This is a genomic window from Leclercia adecarboxylata, from assembly GCF_006874705.1.
GTDB lineage: Bacteria > Pseudomonadota > Gammaproteobacteria > Enterobacterales > Enterobacteriaceae > Enterobacter > Enterobacter adecarboxylatus_C.
Genome location: NZ_CP035382.1, coordinates 2,482,594 through 2,499,734 on the forward strand (window position 1 = coordinate 2,482,594; position 17,141 = coordinate 2,499,734).

Consider the following 17,141-nt stretch of genomic DNA (forward strand, 5'->3'; position numbering starts at 1 on the left):
CGCTCCAGATCTTACGTTTAGTAGACGGATTTATTGTTATTAACTGACGTAACCGGTTTATCGATAAAGCGTGCCGCCAGCGCCTCGGCGCCGCGGGCGAGCAGGGTGGTATCCACGCCGACGGCAACAAACAGCGCCCCGAGTTCGAGGTAGCGACGGGCCAGCTGTTCGTTGGCCATCAGGATGCCGGGGGCTTTACCCGCGGCACGGATCTGCGCGATCGCCTGCTCGATGGCGGCCTGCACCTCCGGATGCTGGGGGTTACCGGCAAAGCCCATGTCGGCGCTGAGATCCGCCGGGCCGATAAAGACGCCGTCCACCCCGTCCACGTCCAGGATTTGCGGCAGGTTCTTCAGCGCCTCGCGGGTTTCGATTTGCACCAGCACGCACATGGCCTCATTGGCCTGATGCAGGTAATCGGGAATGCGGTTCCAGCGTGACGCTCGCGCCAGCGCGCTGCCGACGCCGCGAATACCCGCAGGCGGATAGCGTGTCGAGCGCACCGCCAGACGCGCTTCGTCGGCATTCTGTACCATCGGCACCAGCAGGGTTTGCGCGCCCACGTCCAGCAGCTGTTTGATCTGCACCGGATCGTTCCACGACGGGCGCACCACCGGCTGGCTGGGGTAGGGGGCCACGGCCTGCAACTGGGTCAGGACGGTTTGCACGTTGTTGGGGGCGTGCTCGCCGTCGATCAGCAGCCAGTCGAAGCCTGCTCCGGCCAGCAGTTCGGCGCTGTAGCTGCTGGTCAGCCCCAGCCATAAGCCGATTTGCGGTGTTCCGGCTTTCAGGGCGTCTTTAAAGGCGTTATTCATGCTCTTTCCTTATACAAAGCGGCAGCTGATGGAGCCCATGTTGCCGTAATCGACATGGAAGGTGTCGCCCTTGCTGGCGGTGACCGGGCGGGTGAAGGAGCCGCCGAGGATGATCTGTCCCGGCTCCAGCTGCACGTCATACGGCGCCAGCTTGTTCGCCAGCCAGGCCACGCCGTTGGCCGGGTGGTTGAGCACCCCCGCGGCGACGCCGGTCTCTTCGATCACCCCGTTGCGGTAGAGCAGGGCGGAGATCCAGCGCAGATCCAGCTCGTCCGGGCGGATCGGGCGGCCACCGAGGATCACCCCGGCGTTGGCGGCGTTGTCGGAGATGGTGTCGAACACTTTGCGCGGGCGCTGGGTTTCAGGATCGATGTTGTGGCAGCGGGCGTCGATCAGCTCCAGCGCCGGGATGACGTAATCCGTGGCGTTATAGACGTCGAACATCGTGCAGTTCGGGCCGCGCAGCGGTTTCGCCAGCACGAAGGCCAGCTCCACTTCGATGCGCGGGACGATAAAGCGGTCGGTGGGGATATCGCTGCCGTCGTGGAAAAACATGTCGTCGAGCAGGGCGCCGTAGTCCGGCTCGCTGATCTGCGAGCTGGCCTGCATCGCTTTTGAAGTCAGGCCGATCTTGTGGCCCTTCAGGATGCGGCCTTCGGCGATTTTCAGGCTCACCCATTCGCGCTGCACGGCGTAGGCGTCTTCAATAGTGATCGCCGGGTAATCCAGCGAGATCGCGCGGATCTGCTCCCGGGTCTGTTCCGCCTGATGCAGGCGATGGGCAATCAGGGTATGGGTCTGTTTGTCGAGCATGGCGGTTTCCTGTGGCATTGCCGGGTGGCGCTGGGCTTACCCGGCCTGCGGTTCGGTGCTGCTGTGCCGGGTGGCGCTTCGCTTACCCGGCCTACGGTTCGGTGCTGCTGTGCCGGGTGGCGCTTCGCTTACCCGGCCTACGGTTCGGGGTCGTTGACGTTGTAGGCCCGGTAAGCGAAGCGCCACCGGGCATCAGGGCGCGCTACTTAAATAAGGCGTGCACGTTGTTCTGTTTGAAGTTCAGCGTCGGGTGCAGCTCTTCGATTTCAAACGACAGCGCCAGGTAACGGGCGGCCATCAGCCCGGCGAAATGGTCTTTAATCAGCGCAAACAGCATCTCACTCACCTGCTGACGGCTCTCAAGGCTGCGCCCGGCACCGATTTTCAGCGTCATATGCACAAAAGCGTAATCGTGCCTGCCGTCGGCCATCTGCCAGGTGTCCACCCAGTGCGCGCGGCTGCGGATCCCACCGAGGGGGAAGATCCCGGTGGCGGCCAGCGCCTCGTTGACGCGGGCAAACAGGCCCGGCAGGTCGGCCTGCTCACGGATGTTCTCGGTACATTCGACAATAAAGTGCGGCATGGGGCGTCCTTAAGCGGGCAGAGGGAAGACGGCGTTAACCTGGCCGGTGCCGGAGCTGGGGAACAGCTCGGTGAGAAACTCCACCTTACCGTCGTAGTTGTCCCAGCCGAGCATGCCGAGCAGCATCACCGTGTCGTGCATATTGCCTTCGCCGTAGCAGTAGTCGGCATACTCCGGCAGCATGCTGCAAAACTCCCTGAACTGGCCTTCGCGCCACAGCTTCACCACCCGCTCGTCCATCTGGCGATCGAACTCGCGGGTGTAGCTGTTCATCCCTTCCTCTGCGCGCTGGTCGTCGATAAAGCGGTGCGACAGCGAGCCGCTGGCCAGCACCGCCACGGTGCCGTCATATTTTTCGATGGCGCTGACAATGGCCTCGCCCAGCCTGCGGCTGTCGGCAAAGTCATGCACGGTGCAGAACGCCGAGATGGAGACCACTTTGAAGTGCTTATCGGCGTTCATGTAGCGCATCGGCACCAGGGTGCCGTACTCCAGCTTCAGGCTCGGGATGTTGTGCGCTTTGGCGCGCACGCCCATCGCTACCGCTTCGTCGGCAATCAGCTGGCCCAGCTCGGGGTTGCCGTCGTAGTCGTAGGTCATGTCGCGGATAAAGTGCGGCAGCTCGTTACTGGTGTAGATGCCTTTAAAATGGTCCGCACAGTTGATGTGGTAGGCGCTGTTTACCAGCCAGTGGGTGTCGAAGACGATGATGGTATCGACCCCCAGCTCGCGGCAGCGTCTGCTGATCTCTTTATGTCCGTCGATGGCCCCCTGACGGCAGCCAAAGTTTTTACCGGGTATCTCAGAGAGATACATCGACGGCACGTGAGTAATTTTTGCGGCCAACGCTAACTTGCCCATCTCATACCCCCCATTTTGGGATCGGATGATCGCCCATGGAGATACAGACGTTTTTCATCTCCGCGAACACCTCAAAGCTGTATTCCCCGCCTTCACGGCCGGTGCCGGAGGCCTTCACGCCGCCAAACGGCTGGCGCAGATCGCGCACGTTCTGGGTGTTCACAAACACCATGCCCGCTTCGATGTTGCGGGCCAGGCGCAGCACCTTGCTGACGTCCTGGGTCCAGATGTAGGAGGCCAGGCCGTACTCCACGTCGTTGGCCAGCCGCAGCCCTTCCGCTTCATCTTTAAATGACAGCAGGCAGGCCACCGGGCCGAAGATCTCCTCCTGGGCCACGCGCATGCGGTTGTCGACGTCCGCCAGCACGGTCGGACGCAGGAAGTTGCCGCCCTTCAGGTGGGCAGGCAGATCCGCCGGTTTGTCCGGCCCGCCCGCCAGCAGGGTGGCCCCCTCTTCAATGCCGAGGCGGATGTAGCCGGAGACCTTCTCCCAGTGCTGCTGGCTGATCAGCGCCCCGATCTGGGTGTTCGGATCGGTCGGGTCGCCTACGCGCAGACGGTTGGCGCGCTCGGCAAAGCGTTTGACGAATTCCGGGTAGATGCTCTGCTGGATGAAAATGCGCGAGCCGGCGGTGCAGCGTTCGCCGTTAATCGAGAAGATGGTGAACAGGGCGGCGTCCAGGGCGCGTTCGATATCGGCATCCTCAAAAATCAGCACCGGGGATTTTCCGCCCAGCTCCATCGAGTATTTTTTCAGTCCGGCGGTCTGCATGATGCGGCGTCCGGTGGCGGTGCCGCCGGTGAAGGAGACGGCGCGTACATCGTGATGGCGCACCAGCGCATCGCCTGCCGTTGCGCCGTAGCCCTGCACCACGTTCAGCACGCCCGCTGGAATGCCGGCTTCCAGCGCCAGTTCGCCCAGCCGGTCGGCGGTCAGCGGGGAGAGTTCAGACATCTTCAGCACCGCGGTATTGCCTAAGGCCAGGCAGGGCGCAACCTTCCAGGTGGCGGTCATGAACGGCACGTTCCACGGTGACACCAGGGCACAAACGCCTACCGGCTGCACCAGGGTGTAGTTGAGCATCTTGTCGTCGACCGGGTAGGTTTTGCCGTTCATCTGCTGGCACACTTCGGCGAAGAACTCGAAGTTGTGCGACGCCCGGGGGATCAACACGTTTTTAGTCTGGTGGATCGGCAGGCCGGTATCGGCGGTCTCCATCGCCGCGATCTCCGGCACGTTCTGGTCGATGAGATCGCCCAGGCGGCGCATCAGGCGCGCGCGCTCCTTCATCGGCAGGTTGGCCCATTTCGGGAACGCCGCTTTCGCCGCCTCTACCGCCTGGTTAATCTCGGCTTCACCCCCCGAAGCCACCTCTGCCAGCACCTCGCCGGTAGCCGGGTTGGTGGTGTGGAAAGTCTCGCTACCCGCCACGTTTTTGCCGTTGATCCAGTGGTTTATCTTTTTCATTACTTTGCCTCCTCGCTGACAATCCGGTTGACCAGACGGCCAACGCCTTCCACTTCCACTACCACTTCATCGCCCGGGCGCACGTCGGCCAGCCCTTTTGGCGTGCCGGTAGCGATCATGTCGCCCGGCTGCAGGGTCATAAACTCACTCAAATACGCGATCAGGAACGGGATGCTGAAGATCAGATCGGCGGTGCTGCCCTGCTGGCGCAGCTCGCCGTTGATCCAGGTGCGCAGGGTAAGGTTGTGCGGATCGGCAATCGCCGATTTATCGACGATCTGCGGGCCGATGGGCGTCAGGCCGTCGCGGCTTTTCACCCGCAGGTTCGGACGGTAGTAGTTTTCCAGGTAATCGCGGATCGCGTAGTCGTTGCAGACCGTGTACCCCGCCACGTACTCCATGGCGTCGGCTTCGGTGACGTTACGCGCGGTTTTGCCGATCACCACCACCAGCTCGGCTTCATAGTGCATGTACTCGACGTTGTCCGGGCGCACGGAAGTCTGGTTGTGCTCGTTAAAGGTGTTCGGCGCTTTGATAAATACCAGCGGCTCGGTGGGCGGTTTAAAGTCCAGCTCGCTGGCGTGATCGGCGTAGTTCAGCCCCAGGGCAAACAGCGTGCCGCTGGTGGAGAGCGGCCAGGCGAAGGTGCGTTCTTTTGCCAGCTCGCGGGCGTGAACCACGCTGTTTTCCAGCGTCGGCAGCCCTTCAGCCCGCACGCGCACGCGGTCGCCCGGGTGCAGGGCCACGCGGGACTGCGGGGTGCCCAGCAGAATGGCGTCGCCCGGATTGAGGGTGGCGAAGGCGCTCAGCTCGCTCAACAGGGTGGCGGCGTTGCGCTGCAGATCGGCAGTGCTCCAGCGATCCACTTCCCGGCCGTTGATCTCGGTGACGATCGTCAGGTTATCGACGTTATTAATCGACGCGCTTTCACCCACGGGGCAGAACCCGTCCCGGCATTTGGCTTTGATCGCCGGGCGGTAGAAGCTCTCCTCCGGCAGGCTTACCTCGTTCGCCAGCGCGTACCCGGCAATGTAGTCGGCGGCCTCTTCCGGGCTGATTTTGCTCGCGGTTTTACCGACAATCAGCGCGACCGTCGCGCCGCTCAGCACCTGTTCGCCTTCGGGATGCGGGATGGCATCGCCGGAGCGGATCAGGGTATTGCGCGGTTTGATAAACCAGACGGCGGTTTTCGGCGGCGTGTTGTAAGGGGGCTGGTTAAATGCGTCGCGCCAGGCGTCGAGCTGGCTGCGGTGATTGAGTGCCACCGCGAAAACAGTACCTTTCATTCCTTTCTCCTCTGGCCCGGTTAGCGGGTTTTGAGTTCATTAATATGTTAATGATTAGGTTTTAGCCCCTTGCTGTGCATTTGGCAAACAGAAGTAAATAATTTGTGATATCAATAACAATAAATTTACATGTGTTTTAATTTTCTGTTATAAATCAGTGGAATAATATTTTTATGTGATATCTGTTAGACTTTTCGTCCGCGCCGCGGGTGCCGGAAAGCCGCGTGAGGTATTGATTGTTTCGTTATTAATGATGTTGAGGTGGGAGCGCCATGCACGATTCGTTAACTATCGCACTACTCCAGGCGCGGGAAACCGCGATGACCTTTTTTCGCCCGATTATCAAGCAGCACAACCTGACGGAGCAGCAGTGGCGGATCGTACGCGTGCTGGCGGAACACCCGTCGATGGATTTTCACGATCTGGCTTTTCGCACCTGCATTCTGCGTCCGAGCCTGACCGGCATCCTCACGCGCATGGAGCGCGACGGGCTGGTGCTGCGCTTAAAGCCGCTCAACGACCAGCGCAAGCTGTACGTCTCCCTGACGCAGACCGGGCAGAAGCTGTATGAAACCGCGCAGGCGCAGGTGGAAGAGGTTTACCGGCAACTCGAGGCGCAATATTCGCCAGAGAAGATGCAACAGCTGACCGCGCTGCTGCGGGAGTTTATTGCACTGGGCGATCGGCATAATGCCAGACAGGAAGATGAGTAGGGCCGTTCACTCATCAGCACGATTTCCGTAAAGTTTTCGCTTCCCAGGCCGAAAATTCTGTACCTGTCTGGTGGAATGAGAAATCATGTTAAATCGTATCAAGATTGTTACCAGCTTATTGCTGGTTTTGGTTATTTTTGGCCTTTTACAACTCACATCCGGTGGTCTTTTCTTTAATGCCTTAAAGCATGACAAAGAAAACTTCACCGTCCTGCAAACCATTCGTCAGCAACAATCCACGCTTAACAGCAGCTGGGTCGCGTTGCTGCAAACCCGTAACACCCTGAACCGCGCGGGTATCCGCTACATGATGGATCAGAACAACATCGGTAGCGGTGCGACCGTAAACGATCTGATGCAGATTGCTTCTGCTTCCCTGAAGCAGGCGGAAAAAAGCTGGGCGGAATACGAAGCCCTGCCGCGTGACCCGCGTCAGAGCGAAGGCGCCGCGCTGGAAATCAAACGTAACTACGACATCTATCACGGTGCGCTGGCCGAGCTGATCCAGCTCCTGGGCGCAGGCAAGATTAACGAGTTCTTCGATCAGCCGACCCAGAGCTACCAGGACGGTTTTGAGAAGCAGTACGTTAACTATCTGCAGCAGAACGACCATCTGTACCAGACTGCCGTCGATGACAGCAACAGCTCCTACAGCCAGGCCATCTGGATCCTGCTCAGCGTGCTGATCCTGGTGCTGGTGGTGATCGTTGCCGTCTGGGGTGGCATCCGTCACGCCCTGATCGTGCCGCTGAACCGCCTGACCGACAGCATTCGCCATATCGCCAGCGGCGACCTGGTGAAGCGCATCGAGGTGGAAGGCTCTAACGAGATGGGGCAGCTGGCCGATACGCTGCGTCATATGCAGGCTGAACTGATGCGTACCGTGGGCGACGTGCGTAATGGCGCCAATGCCATTTACAGCGGTGCGAGCGAAATCTCCATGGGCAACAACGATCTCTCCTCCCGTACTGAGCAGCAGGCCGCTTCCCTGGAAGAGACCGCTGCCAGCATGGAAGAGCTGACCGCTACCGTGAAGCAGAACGCCGAGAACGCCCGTCAGGCAAGCCATCTGGCGCTGAGCGCGTCCGAAACCGCGCAGAAAGGCGGTAAAGTGGTGGATAACGTGGTGCAGACCATGCGTGACATCGCCGGCAGTTCGCAGAAGATTGCCGACATCATCAGCGTGATCGACGGTATTGCTTTCCAGACCAACATCCTGGCGCTGAACGCTGCGGTTGAAGCGGCGCGTGCCGGTGAGCAGGGTCGTGGTTTTGCGGTGGTGGCCGGTGAAGTGCGTAACCTGGCGCAGCGCAGCGCCCAGGCAGCCCGCGAGATCAAGAGTCTGATTGAAGACTCCGTGGGTCGCGTTGAGCTGGGTTCTACCCTGGTTGAGAGCGCCGGTGAAACCATGGGCGAGATCGTCAGCGCGGTGACCCGCGTGACCGACATCATGGGCGAAATCGCCTCTGCTTCTGACGAGCAGAGCCGCGGTATCGACCAGGTGGGTCTGGCGGTCGCCGAGATGGATCGTGTGACGCAGCAGAACGCCTCGCTGGTGCAGGAATCTGCGGCAGCGGCGGCGGCACTGGAAGAGCAGGCGAGCCGCCTGACTCAGGCGGTCGCGGTGTTCCGTATTCAGCAGGAGCAGCAGAAAGCCCGCGCGCACGCGGCGGTAAAAACCGTCGCAACGCCGTTAACGACGCGTAAAGCGGCCGTTTCCGACAGCGGTGATAACTGGGAAACCTTCTGATGTAAAAAAGCGCCCTGTTCAGGCAGGGCGCGTTTAGTTGCCGGGTGGCGGCTTCGCCTTACCCGGCCTACAAGACCGTAGGCCCGCGCAAGCGCAGCGCCGCCGGGCAATGCTCGTTACCCTTCGGCGTTCACCACTTTGATCTCCACCATGCCGATCCCCAGCTGGCGCGGAGAGTGACCCAGGATATTTCCCTCGTTGGTGGACTCCGGTGCCGGAGGCACAATCACCAGCGTATTGCTGCGCGACGGGTTGTCGAAATGCAGCGTGGTAGTGGTGACGTCATTACCGAGGGTCAGGGTTTGCTCTTTATCGCCTATCCGCACCGGAATAGGTTTATTGGCGTTTGGCCCCCAGGCTTTGGCGGTGATCACCAGGTCGAATTTCGTCGGCAGCGGCTGGTTGTATTCGATTTTCACCTCATTCCCCAGCTGGGCGTTAGACCAGCGTCCCCAGGATTCCGGGCGGGAAATGCCGCTGAACTGCTTCACCTCTTCCGGCGCACCGGCGACGTTAAAGATGAAGCTATCAGCTTTGTAGCGAATATCGTTATCGGACACTCTCAGCGTATCAACGTTATGCTGATACCGGTCAGTATTGATGACGGTATCTTTAAAGGCCGTTTTGCCCTTCCAATGCGCTTTATCGACACGCTGCACGGTTTGCTCGCCACCCAGCTGGCCCTGAGAAACACACCAGTCGGTGGAGAGCGCCAGCGGCGGCGACCACAGTTGACCCATCTTGTAGCAGCGATCGACCCAGACGAAGTTATCCCGCGGGGCGAAGTCGGCCAGCTGGTAGCGCAGCGGGGTCGAGTATTCGCTTTCCGGCATCGGTTCGACGCGCTTATCGGAGACGCGCAGCAACAGCGGCAGACGGAAGTGGCTCCCTGAGAACGCCATCATGCTTTTCTGACTGTCGATGGTGAAATCTTTCAGCTCTCTCGGGAAATTCCACAGGCGGATAACGTCCGGTTTCCACGCCAGCATTTTGTCCTTCATGTTGAGGAATACCTCTGACAGCGACTGCCCGGAGAGGCTGCTGCGGCCGAGGCCGATAAAGTTATCCCCGCCGAGAATATCCAGCACCGTTGCGCCGTTATCCATAGTGTTGCGCTTAACGGCCATGACCTCCTGCTGAGGTTTGTCGCCACGCAGGATAAAGAACAGGTTGCTGCGATCCTGCTTGTTGAGCGCATCCCAGGCGGTGTTCTTCATCGCCAGATGATCGGAAGAGACCACAATGACCGTATTTTTAAAGTACGGCGAGGCTTTGATTTTTTCGATCAGCGCCGCGATATGCTCCTGGCTACAGCCCACCGCGCTGAACGACTGATTCGGTTTACCGTCAATCGCGTAGCTCTTGCGCTGGCAGGTGCGGGAGATAAAGCCATCCGGGTGGTGGGTATCTACCGTCAGGGCAAACAGCGAGAAGCGTTTGCCGGACTGCGACAGCTCCTCGAATTTTTTCCAGGTTTCATCCAGCACCGTGTCGTCGTAGAAGCCCCAGTCGTTGCGGTATGCCGGGTCCGCGACGGTGGTTTTTAACTCCTCTGCGCCGTACAGGTGGTCAAAGCCGTGGGACTGCAGGAAGACGTCTTTCCCGGCGAAGCGCAGGTTGGCACCCTGCATGAAATAGTTCTCGTATCCGGAATTTTTCAGGATATCGCCAAGGCAGATATTCTTCGGGAAGAAGCTGGAGACCGAGGCCGAGGCGTTGCCTTCAAAGGGCGCGAACAGCGGGATGCCGCACTGAGACGCGACCATCCCGGCGATGGTGTAATCGGTGCCCGGTAGCTGTGCGGTGTGGCTGAAATCGATCCCTTCGTTCTTAATGGCACCCAGTTCCGGGGCGAGGTCCGGGAAGGCATTATTATCGAAATAGGTGCGCTCAAGACTTTCGCCATAGATATAGACGAGGTTGAGTTTCGGGTTGGGGATCGTTTTGCCCGGCTCTTTGTAATACGCCGCAAAGTCGGGATCGCCGTCGCGCGACTGCGATTTCACCAGCTCGGTGATCTGATGGAACGCCGGGCTGGCATCCACCGAGGCGAGCGCCAGCACCAGCGCCAGCAGGCTGTAGCCGAGGTGATGTGGATGATGACGGCGGCGACGCAGGATCCAGCCCAGCAGGGCAAACACGCCCACCAGCGCAACCACCACGCCAACACCCGGAAGTATGTACTTACTAACCCCAGCGCCGGTCAGGCTGTTGGTCAGGGTATAGAGGACGGCATCGTTAATACCATCCCCGGTAAAATAGTCGCTGGCGTAGAGAGTAATGTTTAAAACGACAAAAAGCCCCAGCACCAGAAGGGTGACGGCAAACCACCAGGTATTACGTCCCGCCTTGCGGGCATAAATCACCACCGAGGCGATAAACAGGGCAACAGAAATAAACTCTGACAACAACTTATCCTCAATAAGGGCAGTCGCTGGTTAGCGGACTAACTGTATAATTTTTGGGTGATACAATGTAATGGCGATGCCATTTAGCTGCAATTGTAGTGTCACGGAATTGTGCTGTTGTTAGGATTTGGTTTAGAAAACGCAATGTTTGACGGGCGTCGCTTTATGCAGAAGGGATAAAGGCCGCGACTCTCGTCGCGGCGCAGGGGGATCAGGAGATAAAGCTGAGCCCCTGTTTCAGGACAAAATCACAGGCCTGGGCTTTGACCTTTTTCGCCAGCGGCGTGTTGCCGATGGTTTCCAGATTAAGCTGCTCGCCGTTATTCGCATTCAGCAGACCCTGGATCCCTTCCAGATAGTTGGTGTCCTGCTGCTGCTCTTGCGGGGTTTCCAGCCCCAGTTTCCCTAATACCTGATTTTTAATATTGGTGGCATCGGTCATCGAGGCCAGCTTCTCTTTGGCGCAGTATTCAAGGATCCCGGCCGCGTTATTCATGTTGCTGGCGCTGAGCGACTCGGTGCCGCTGTTGAGCAGGCCGGTCAGCGAGGAGAGGGAGAGGCCGCCGTTCTGGGATGTGGTGGTACTGGTGCTGTTGTTGCCCGCGCTAAGCTGGCTGGCGGCGCTGTTGAGCGTATCCTGCCAGGAGGAGGCCGCCTGTGCCGCGCCGGTGACCAGCAGGGCGCTTACTGCGGCGCTGAGAAGAAAATGTGTTTTCATAAAGGCTACTCTGTCGATGGCCCGCCGGGGCGGAATGGCTGGCAGTATAAACCCCCGCGGCACCCGACTTCCCGGGAAAATATCCTAATACTCTTTACCGGTAACGCGGCTGCGATAGCTTTCCCAGTCAAAAATCACATACAGGCTGTTGCCGAGCTTCATGCGATCCATCACCCGTTCACCCAGCAGGCGGGTCATCTCATCCACGTTGTGGTTGGTGAGCATGCCGGTAGGGCGCTTGGAGGAGGAGCGACGGTCAACGATCTGGTTGATGATCACTTTTTCATAGCGTGATTCGGTCTGTACGCCGATCTCATCGATCACCAGCAGATCCACGTTACTCAGATCGTTCAGCAGCTGCTCTTCGCTGGTTTCCCGGTTGCTGAAGGTATCTTTCATCGCCGACATGATATCGGCCACGGTGATAATCAGCACCGATTTGCCCCGCAGCAGCAGCTCATTGCAGATCGCCGCCGCAAGGTGGTTTTTGCCGGTGCCCGGCTTGCCGCTGAAGATAAAGCTGGCGATATTGCCGTCAAATTCCTCGACATACTGGCGCGCCTGTTGCAGGGCTTTTAGCTGCCCCTGGCTCTCGACTTTATAGTTATCGAAGGAACAGTTTTGATGCAGGGGGCGAATACCGGAGCGGTTAAAGGTGCGCTGCATTTTCATGGCGCGGTTCTCACGCGCCAGCGCTGCGGCGCGGATCTCACCCTGCTCCTTCTGCCACGCCAGCAGCTCTTCGCCGGTGGTAAAGGCCGGTTTGACGTTGGCGGGCATCATCTTTTGCAGACGCTTCATCAGTTCGCCGAACTCTTTCATTTGGCACCTCGGAATCCGTGGGGGATCTGTTTATCCGGTTCTGAAAAGGCATTCACGTCGCGTTTAGCCTGCCCGCCGCTGCTGGCCCGGTTGATCTGCACGCTGCGCGCCAGCTTTTGCTGCCACTGGATATGATGGAAGACTTTTCCTTCCGCCTGCCAGTAAGCGGTGAAGGCGGCCAGCTCTTCCGGGGCAACAGGCTGGGTGAGGGCGATGCCCCACAGCGCCGCCTGGCGTTGAAAATCGGGGTCGGGCTGCCAGCCGTTATACATGGCGAATTTGCCCATCGGCACCGCAACCGGCGCGCTGGTGGGTTCGTCGAAGAATTGCGTATCCAGAGTGACATCGCTGGTCGGGCGCGACAGGCGCGCTTCCAGCTCCAGCAGCTGGGCCAGACGCTGTGGCGTGATCGCATAAAAAGCCGGTGTGTTATCGGCAAAAACGGCGACAGTACCGCCTTCAGCATTGGCCAGCACGCCGCGGGGATCGTGCATAAAGGCATCAATGCCAGTGACGCTGGTGGTCAGGATTCTGGAGGACATAATACTTCTCTACTGGATTACTGCGGACGTGATATGGGCTTATGGTAGCACAGAGAGGAGGGGGCAGGCAGGGGTCTGACAACCGCTCTCTGCCCCCCTGAAAAATCAGGAGATAATGTTCAGCGTCACATCAATATTGTTGCGGGTGGCGTTGGAGTACGGGCAGACAATATGCGCCGCATCGACCAGCTTTTTCGCCTCGGCGGCGTCCATACCCGGCAGGTGGATATTCAGTTTCGCTTCAATACCAAACCCGGTTGGCAGCGGACCGATCCCCACCTCCCCTTCGATAAAGGCATCCTGCGGCAGGGTGATTTTGTCGCGGTTAGCCACAAATTTCATCGCGCCGAGGAAACAGGCTGAATAGCCTGCGGCAAAGAGCTGTTCCGGGTTGGTCACTTCACCGCCCGCGCCGCCCATCTCTTTGGGGACACCCAGTTTGACATCCAGAACGCCATCGGACGATGTCGCGCGGCCATCACGGCCCCCGGTGGCTTTGGCTTTGGCGGTATAGACAACTTTATCTAAAGACATGGCAGGTTCCTTATTTCAGGGTTGTGTGCAAGCTATGGACAGGTATAACGCAAGGCAACCTGAACCGCCATCTTTCGGTAGTGCTGACGCTGGGCCAGCTCATCGGCCCCGTCCTCAAACAGCAGGGTGAAGGTGTAGCTGTTGGCCACATAGTGAAAGCTGAAGCTGCTGATCAGGCGGTGCAAATCGCGGGCGTTCACCGTCTGGTTAAACAGCTGCTTCGCTTTGCCACGCTCAAGGATCGTTTCCAGCAGATCCAGCGCGCTGCGATTCACCTGGCGCAGTAGCGCCGACTGCTGCATAAACCGCCCGCGCTGCATGTTCTCCATGCAGATAATACGGATGTAGTCCGGGTGGTCAGCATGATAATCAAAGGTGGTTTCGACCAGATGTACCAGGGCTTCAACCGGCGGCAGCGCATCCAGACTGAGCTGCTTTTCACTGGCGCGGATCTGGGTGTAAACATACTCCAGCACCAGCAAATAGAGGTTTTCTTTGGTTTTAAAGTGATACACCACCATGCGTTTGGTGGTGCCTGCCTTCTCGGCAATCTGCTCCATGCGCGCGCCGTTCAGTCCGTACTCGGCAAACAGCGAGAGGGCGCTGAGAAAAATTTTATCTTTCAGGCGGGATCCGTCGCTGTTTTCTGCGTGTTCGCTGTCAGGGGTAGACACATCCGTTCCTTACTTAGCCACATGAGGACAGAGGATTATCGCCATGCCAGCGGGATAACACAACTCTCAGACCCGGGGGCGCTTGCGGTAGAGCCAGAGCCCGGGGATCGACAGCCCGATGGAGAGCGCGCCGACAATCGACGAGGCTTTCAGGAAGTTGGTTAACAGCATGATCATCTGCGCTTCGCTGTAGCCAAAATGGCTGATTTTTACCGCCGAAATCATCGCGGTATAGGCCGAAATGCCCGGAAACATCGGAATGACCGCGGCGACGGTAAAGACCTTGGGGTGGGCCAGATACCAGCGCGACCACTGGATCCCGATGCTGCCGACCAGCATTGAGGCCATAAAGGTCGACCATTCGATATTCAGCCCGGCGGTCATCATCGCCATGCGCGTGCCATGCCCTATCGCCCCCAACAGTGCACACCACGGCAGCGCGCGGCGGGGGACGTTAAACACCATGGCAAACCCCACTGCCGGGATGGCCGACAGCATCATGTCCTGGGCCAGCGCCCACAGAAAATCGATCACGCCCATCCGCGGAGCCCCCATAAGGTCATGGCCATCACCACCCCGATACAGGTGGCGAGCGTCAGTAAACTGGCAATCGCCCAGCGCGCCAGGCCAGTATTGATGTGCCCTTTAAACATATCGGCCACGGCATTAATCAGCGGAAATCCCGGCACCAGCAGCAGCACGCTGGCTGCCATGGCGATGGTCGGCGTGCTGGTGAAGGCGGGTATCCGCAGCAACAAACCGGAAACCGTTGTCGCGACAAAGGCGGTAATGCAGAAATTAATTTGCGGGTGCAAATGCCGGTGCGTCAGTAGCTGGCGTACATACATGGCGAGGAAGCTGGCGATAAAGGTAATAAAGGCGCCGTCCCAGCCGCCATTATTGAGTTTGCAGAAGCAGGCGCAGGAGAGACCGACCATCAGCACGACCAGCCAGCGCGGATAGCGTAGCGGCTTGATTTGGCTGAAGCGTTTTTCGATCCCCTGCGCATCCAGCAGCTTATGTTCCGCCATAATGACGATGTGCTGCACTTCGGTCACCACGTGCATGTTGATCCCGCGATCGTGGTTTTTGCGCGTTGAGGTCAGACACTGGCCCGCTTTAATGGTGGTCAGCACGATGGCATTGGATGAGATTGAACTCTCCACGCTGTCCATGCCCAGCGCCAGCCCCAGACGGGTGGAGAGCTCCTCGACCAGGGCGCTTTCTGCGCCGTGCTGCAATAAAAAAAGGCCGCACTGAATACACAGTCGCGTGGCGGCGCGTTGTGATGATTGATCTGCCTGCATCTGTTGCCCTGAGGAGAGAGTGACGATTGGATGATCCTGATGTCTACTTTTAGCACACAACCCGGTGTCGCTTGCTCTGGGTCAGATCAAGGTTTAAGCAGATTCGTGCTCGCTGTATTAGTGAAAAACAGCCTCAATAATTATTAATCTCTATGCTTTTTATATTAATATATTTATTTATTTTATATTTAGAATATCTAATTTGCTGTTTTTGAAAATATCACGGGGTAGGGGTTAACATTTAATGCTAATTTTGCAATATTAATGCCGTTTTTGGCGGTGTATAAATTTGTGATGCTGGTTCTTATCGCACTCTCATTTCGCTCAGTTAATGAAAAAGGAAAACATTACATTTTTACGTCGCCCTGTTAAACAAACAGGTATTTCAATTGGATGAATGACGTGGAATGGCCGTATGAATGGATTCGGAGCGAAAATGCCGTCAATAAGTTGTAAGAGCGTAATAATAATCAGTAAATCACCCATAATGCAAACCGGTCTCGGCAGCATTATGTCACGCTATTTTCCGGATTATGAGCGCGCATTTTGCCGGTCTCAGGAAGAGCTGACGTTTCTTCAGTTACGCCGCGCCATCGTGGTCATCGTGGATATCTCAGGCGACCAGCGTAATCCGCGTAGCCACTGCGATCAATATTACACATTACAGAACCAGTATCGGGATATTCACTGGATTTATCTGGTTCCGCGCGCCATTTATCCCCTCGCCGTCGAACTCTTAATGCGCCCGGAAAGTTCCTTACTTTCCGATATAGAGCCCATTGAAAGTTTAGTGAAAGCCATTCGATCCGGGAGCGAGCACGCGGAGCGTATTAGCCAGACATTATTAAAACCCGAGCCGGAAGAGTTTAATGACAATCAGGATGATGTCATGTTGACCTTTTCGGAACGAAAAGTACTGCGCCTGCTTGGCAAAGGATGGGGGATTAATCAGATCGCTGCATTACTGAAAAAAAGTAATAAAACAGTGAGTGCGCAAAAAAATAGCGCGATGAGACGACTCTCCTTAACCAGTAATGCCGAAATGTATGCGTGGATTAATAGCACCAAGGGAATGAAAGAGCTGAGTTTATTCTCAGCCTATGGAGAGCAAGACGAATGGAAAAGAGCGCTACAAAAAGACATATCGCTATCGTCGAAAAGTGCATGATGAGTGCTATGGGGTTGAAGCATCTTTTTGCCAACCCATCACTTAATGGCTACGAAATACATCTTTTTAGTAACATCGCCAGTTTTCAGTCCACACTTAATTTTGTCCCGTATTCATCGCTGATTTATTCACTCTCTGATGAGCGAGAAGAGCGGCGCAACTGTCTGGTGTGTCTCAAGGAAGTGGCTGCCACCCACGGTATGATTCAGCGAATTGTACTGGCCTCAGACGCGCGAGAAGCGAGCCTGATGAATCAGCTTTCCCCTTCACGTCTGCACGGAATCGTTCTCAAATCCGATCCGCTGGCCGCTCTACAGGAGCAGCTGGGTAAATTGTTGAATGAGACCCGACGGGTGAATGACAGCATAAGCAATCACTGGAACATTCATCGCGGACGGTTGCTAAGCCCGACCGAACGCGCCATTTTGCAATTTATGTCGTGTGGCTTTTCCATCCAGGAAATTGCCACCCGACTGGAACGCAACATCAAAACTATTCGTGCGCATAAATTTAATGCCATGATGAAACTTGGCGTGCACTCCGACGTGGGGTTACTGGATGCGGCCGATATTCTGACGCATTTCCCGGTACCGGATCACCGGACACCACGCTTCCTCTCTGCACTTCAGTCCTGATCCAGGATCTCCCGCCCGCGCCAGACCTGGATCTGGCTCGGATT

General features: G+C 57.6%; 18 protein-coding genes. 4 read left to right on the forward strand and 14 right to left on the reverse strand.

Features of this window, described 5'->3' with window-relative positions:
• Positions 1–17: 17 nt before the first annotated feature.
• The 6 genes from hpaI to hpaG form a co-directional block, all read right to left on the reverse strand.
• Entirely contained in the window at positions 18–815 is a 798-nt protein-coding gene (gene hpaI, locus ES815_RS12805) for a 4-hydroxy-2-oxoheptanedioate aldolase (RefSeq protein ID WP_142488124.1), read from the reverse strand.
• Positions 816–824: 9 nt separating this feature from the next.
• Entirely contained in the window at positions 825–1,628 is an 804-nt protein-coding gene (gene hpaH, locus ES815_RS12810; protein ID WP_142488125.1) for a 2-oxo-hept-4-ene-1,7-dioate hydratase, read from the reverse strand.
• Between the two features lie 202 nt (positions 1,629–1,830).
• Positions 1,831–2,211, reverse strand: coding sequence for a 5-carboxymethyl-2-hydroxymuconate Delta-isomerase (locus tag ES815_RS12815; RefSeq protein WP_142488126.1), 381 nt, complete (start codon positions 2,209–2,211; stop codon positions 1,831–1,833).
• 9 nt (positions 2,212–2,220) lie between these two features.
• Entirely contained in the window at positions 2,221–3,072 is an 852-nt protein-coding gene (gene hpaD / locus ES815_RS12820) for a 3,4-dihydroxyphenylacetate 2,3-dioxygenase (RefSeq protein ID WP_142488127.1), read from the reverse strand.
• A gap of 1 nt (position 3,073) precedes the next feature.
• Positions 3,074–4,540 carry a 5-carboxymethyl-2-hydroxymuconate semialdehyde dehydrogenase gene (gene hpaE / locus ES815_RS12825; protein ID WP_142488128.1) on the reverse strand — a complete coding sequence of 489 codons (1,467 nt, stop codon included), beginning with the start codon at positions 4,538–4,540 and terminating at the stop codon, positions 3,074–3,076.
• Positions 4,540–5,826, reverse strand: coding sequence for a 4-hydroxyphenylacetate degradation bifunctional isomerase/decarboxylase (gene hpaG, locus ES815_RS12830; RefSeq protein ID WP_142488129.1), 1,287 nt, complete (start codon positions 5,824–5,826; stop codon positions 4,540–4,542). Before hpaG ends, hpaE begins: the two co-directional genes overlap by 1 nt.
• A 272-nt stretch (positions 5,827–6,098) precedes the next feature.
• Here hpaG and hpaR point away from each other — a divergent pair, with 272 nt between their 5' ends.
• Positions 6,099–6,539, forward strand: a complete 441-nt coding sequence (gene hpaR / locus ES815_RS12835; RefSeq protein ID WP_142488130.1) for a homoprotocatechuate degradation operon regulator HpaR — start codon at positions 6,099–6,101, stop codon at positions 6,537–6,539.
• A gap of 85 nt (positions 6,540–6,624) precedes the next feature.
• The gene (gene tsr / locus ES815_RS12840; RefSeq protein WP_142488131.1) at positions 6,625–8,289 is read left to right on the forward strand and encodes a methyl-accepting chemotaxis protein; all 1,665 of its coding nucleotides are present in this window, start codon (positions 6,625–6,627) and stop codon (positions 8,287–8,289) included.
• 116 nt (positions 8,290–8,405) lie between these two features.
• On the opposite strand, the gene opgB is transcribed toward tsr, so the two are convergent.
• From opgB to ES815_RS12880, 8 genes are all read right to left on the reverse strand, one after another.
• Complete coding sequence (gene opgB, locus ES815_RS12845) at positions 8,406–10,697, reverse strand: phosphatidylglycerol--membrane-oligosaccharide glycerophosphotransferase (RefSeq protein ID WP_142488132.1); 2,292 nt, start codon at positions 10,695–10,697, stop codon at positions 8,406–8,408.
• 211 nt (positions 10,698–10,908) lie between these two features.
• Positions 10,909–11,415 (reverse strand): DUF2501 domain-containing protein, encoded by a 507-nt coding sequence (locus tag ES815_RS12850; RefSeq protein ID WP_142488133.1) that lies wholly within the window; start codon positions 11,413–11,415, stop codon positions 10,909–10,911.
• 84 nt (positions 11,416–11,499) lie between these two features.
• Complete coding sequence (gene dnaC, locus ES815_RS12855) at positions 11,500–12,237, reverse strand: DNA replication protein DnaC (protein WP_039030489.1); 738 nt, start codon at positions 12,235–12,237, stop codon at positions 11,500–11,502.
• The gene (gene dnaT, locus ES815_RS12860) at positions 12,234–12,779 is read right to left on the reverse strand and encodes a primosomal protein DnaT (RefSeq protein ID WP_142488134.1); all 546 of its coding nucleotides are present in this window, start codon (positions 12,777–12,779) and stop codon (positions 12,234–12,236) included. The genes dnaC and dnaT overlap by 4 nt, the downstream gene beginning before the upstream one ends.
• Before the next feature lie 105 nt (positions 12,780–12,884).
• Positions 12,885–13,313 (reverse strand): organic hydroperoxide resistance protein, encoded by a 429-nt coding sequence (locus ES815_RS12865; protein ID WP_142488135.1) that lies wholly within the window; start codon positions 13,311–13,313, stop codon positions 12,885–12,887.
• Positions 13,314–13,345: 32 nt separating this feature from the next.
• Positions 13,346–13,987: a TetR family transcriptional regulator gene (locus tag ES815_RS12870; RefSeq protein WP_142488136.1), complete on the reverse strand. Its 642-nt coding sequence runs from the start codon at positions 13,985–13,987 to the stop codon at positions 13,346–13,348.
• Positions 13,988–14,053: 66 nt separating this feature from the next.
• A complete protein-coding gene (locus ES815_RS12875; protein ID WP_142488137.1) occupies positions 14,054–14,527 on the reverse strand; it encodes a threonine/serine exporter in 474 nt (157 codons plus the stop codon).
• Positions 14,518–15,294: a threonine/serine exporter ThrE family protein gene (locus ES815_RS12880; protein WP_142488138.1), complete on the reverse strand. Its 777-nt coding sequence runs from the start codon at positions 15,292–15,294 to the stop codon at positions 14,518–14,520. The genes ES815_RS12875 and ES815_RS12880 overlap by 10 nt, the downstream gene beginning before the upstream one ends.
• A 436-nt stretch (positions 15,295–15,730) precedes the next feature.
• Here ES815_RS12880 and ES815_RS12885 point away from each other — a divergent pair, with 436 nt between their 5' ends.
• The gene (locus ES815_RS12885) at positions 15,731–16,462 is read left to right on the forward strand and encodes a helix-turn-helix domain-containing protein (protein ID WP_142490055.1); all 732 of its coding nucleotides are present in this window, start codon (positions 15,731–15,733) and stop codon (positions 16,460–16,462) included.
• The gene (gene bglJ, locus ES815_RS12890) at positions 16,462–17,097 is read left to right on the forward strand and encodes a DNA-binding transcriptional activator BglJ (RefSeq protein WP_142490054.1); all 636 of its coding nucleotides are present in this window, start codon (positions 16,462–16,464) and stop codon (positions 17,095–17,097) included. The genes ES815_RS12885 and bglJ overlap by 1 nt, the downstream gene beginning before the upstream one ends.
• Positions 17,098–17,141: the final 44 nt, after the last annotated feature.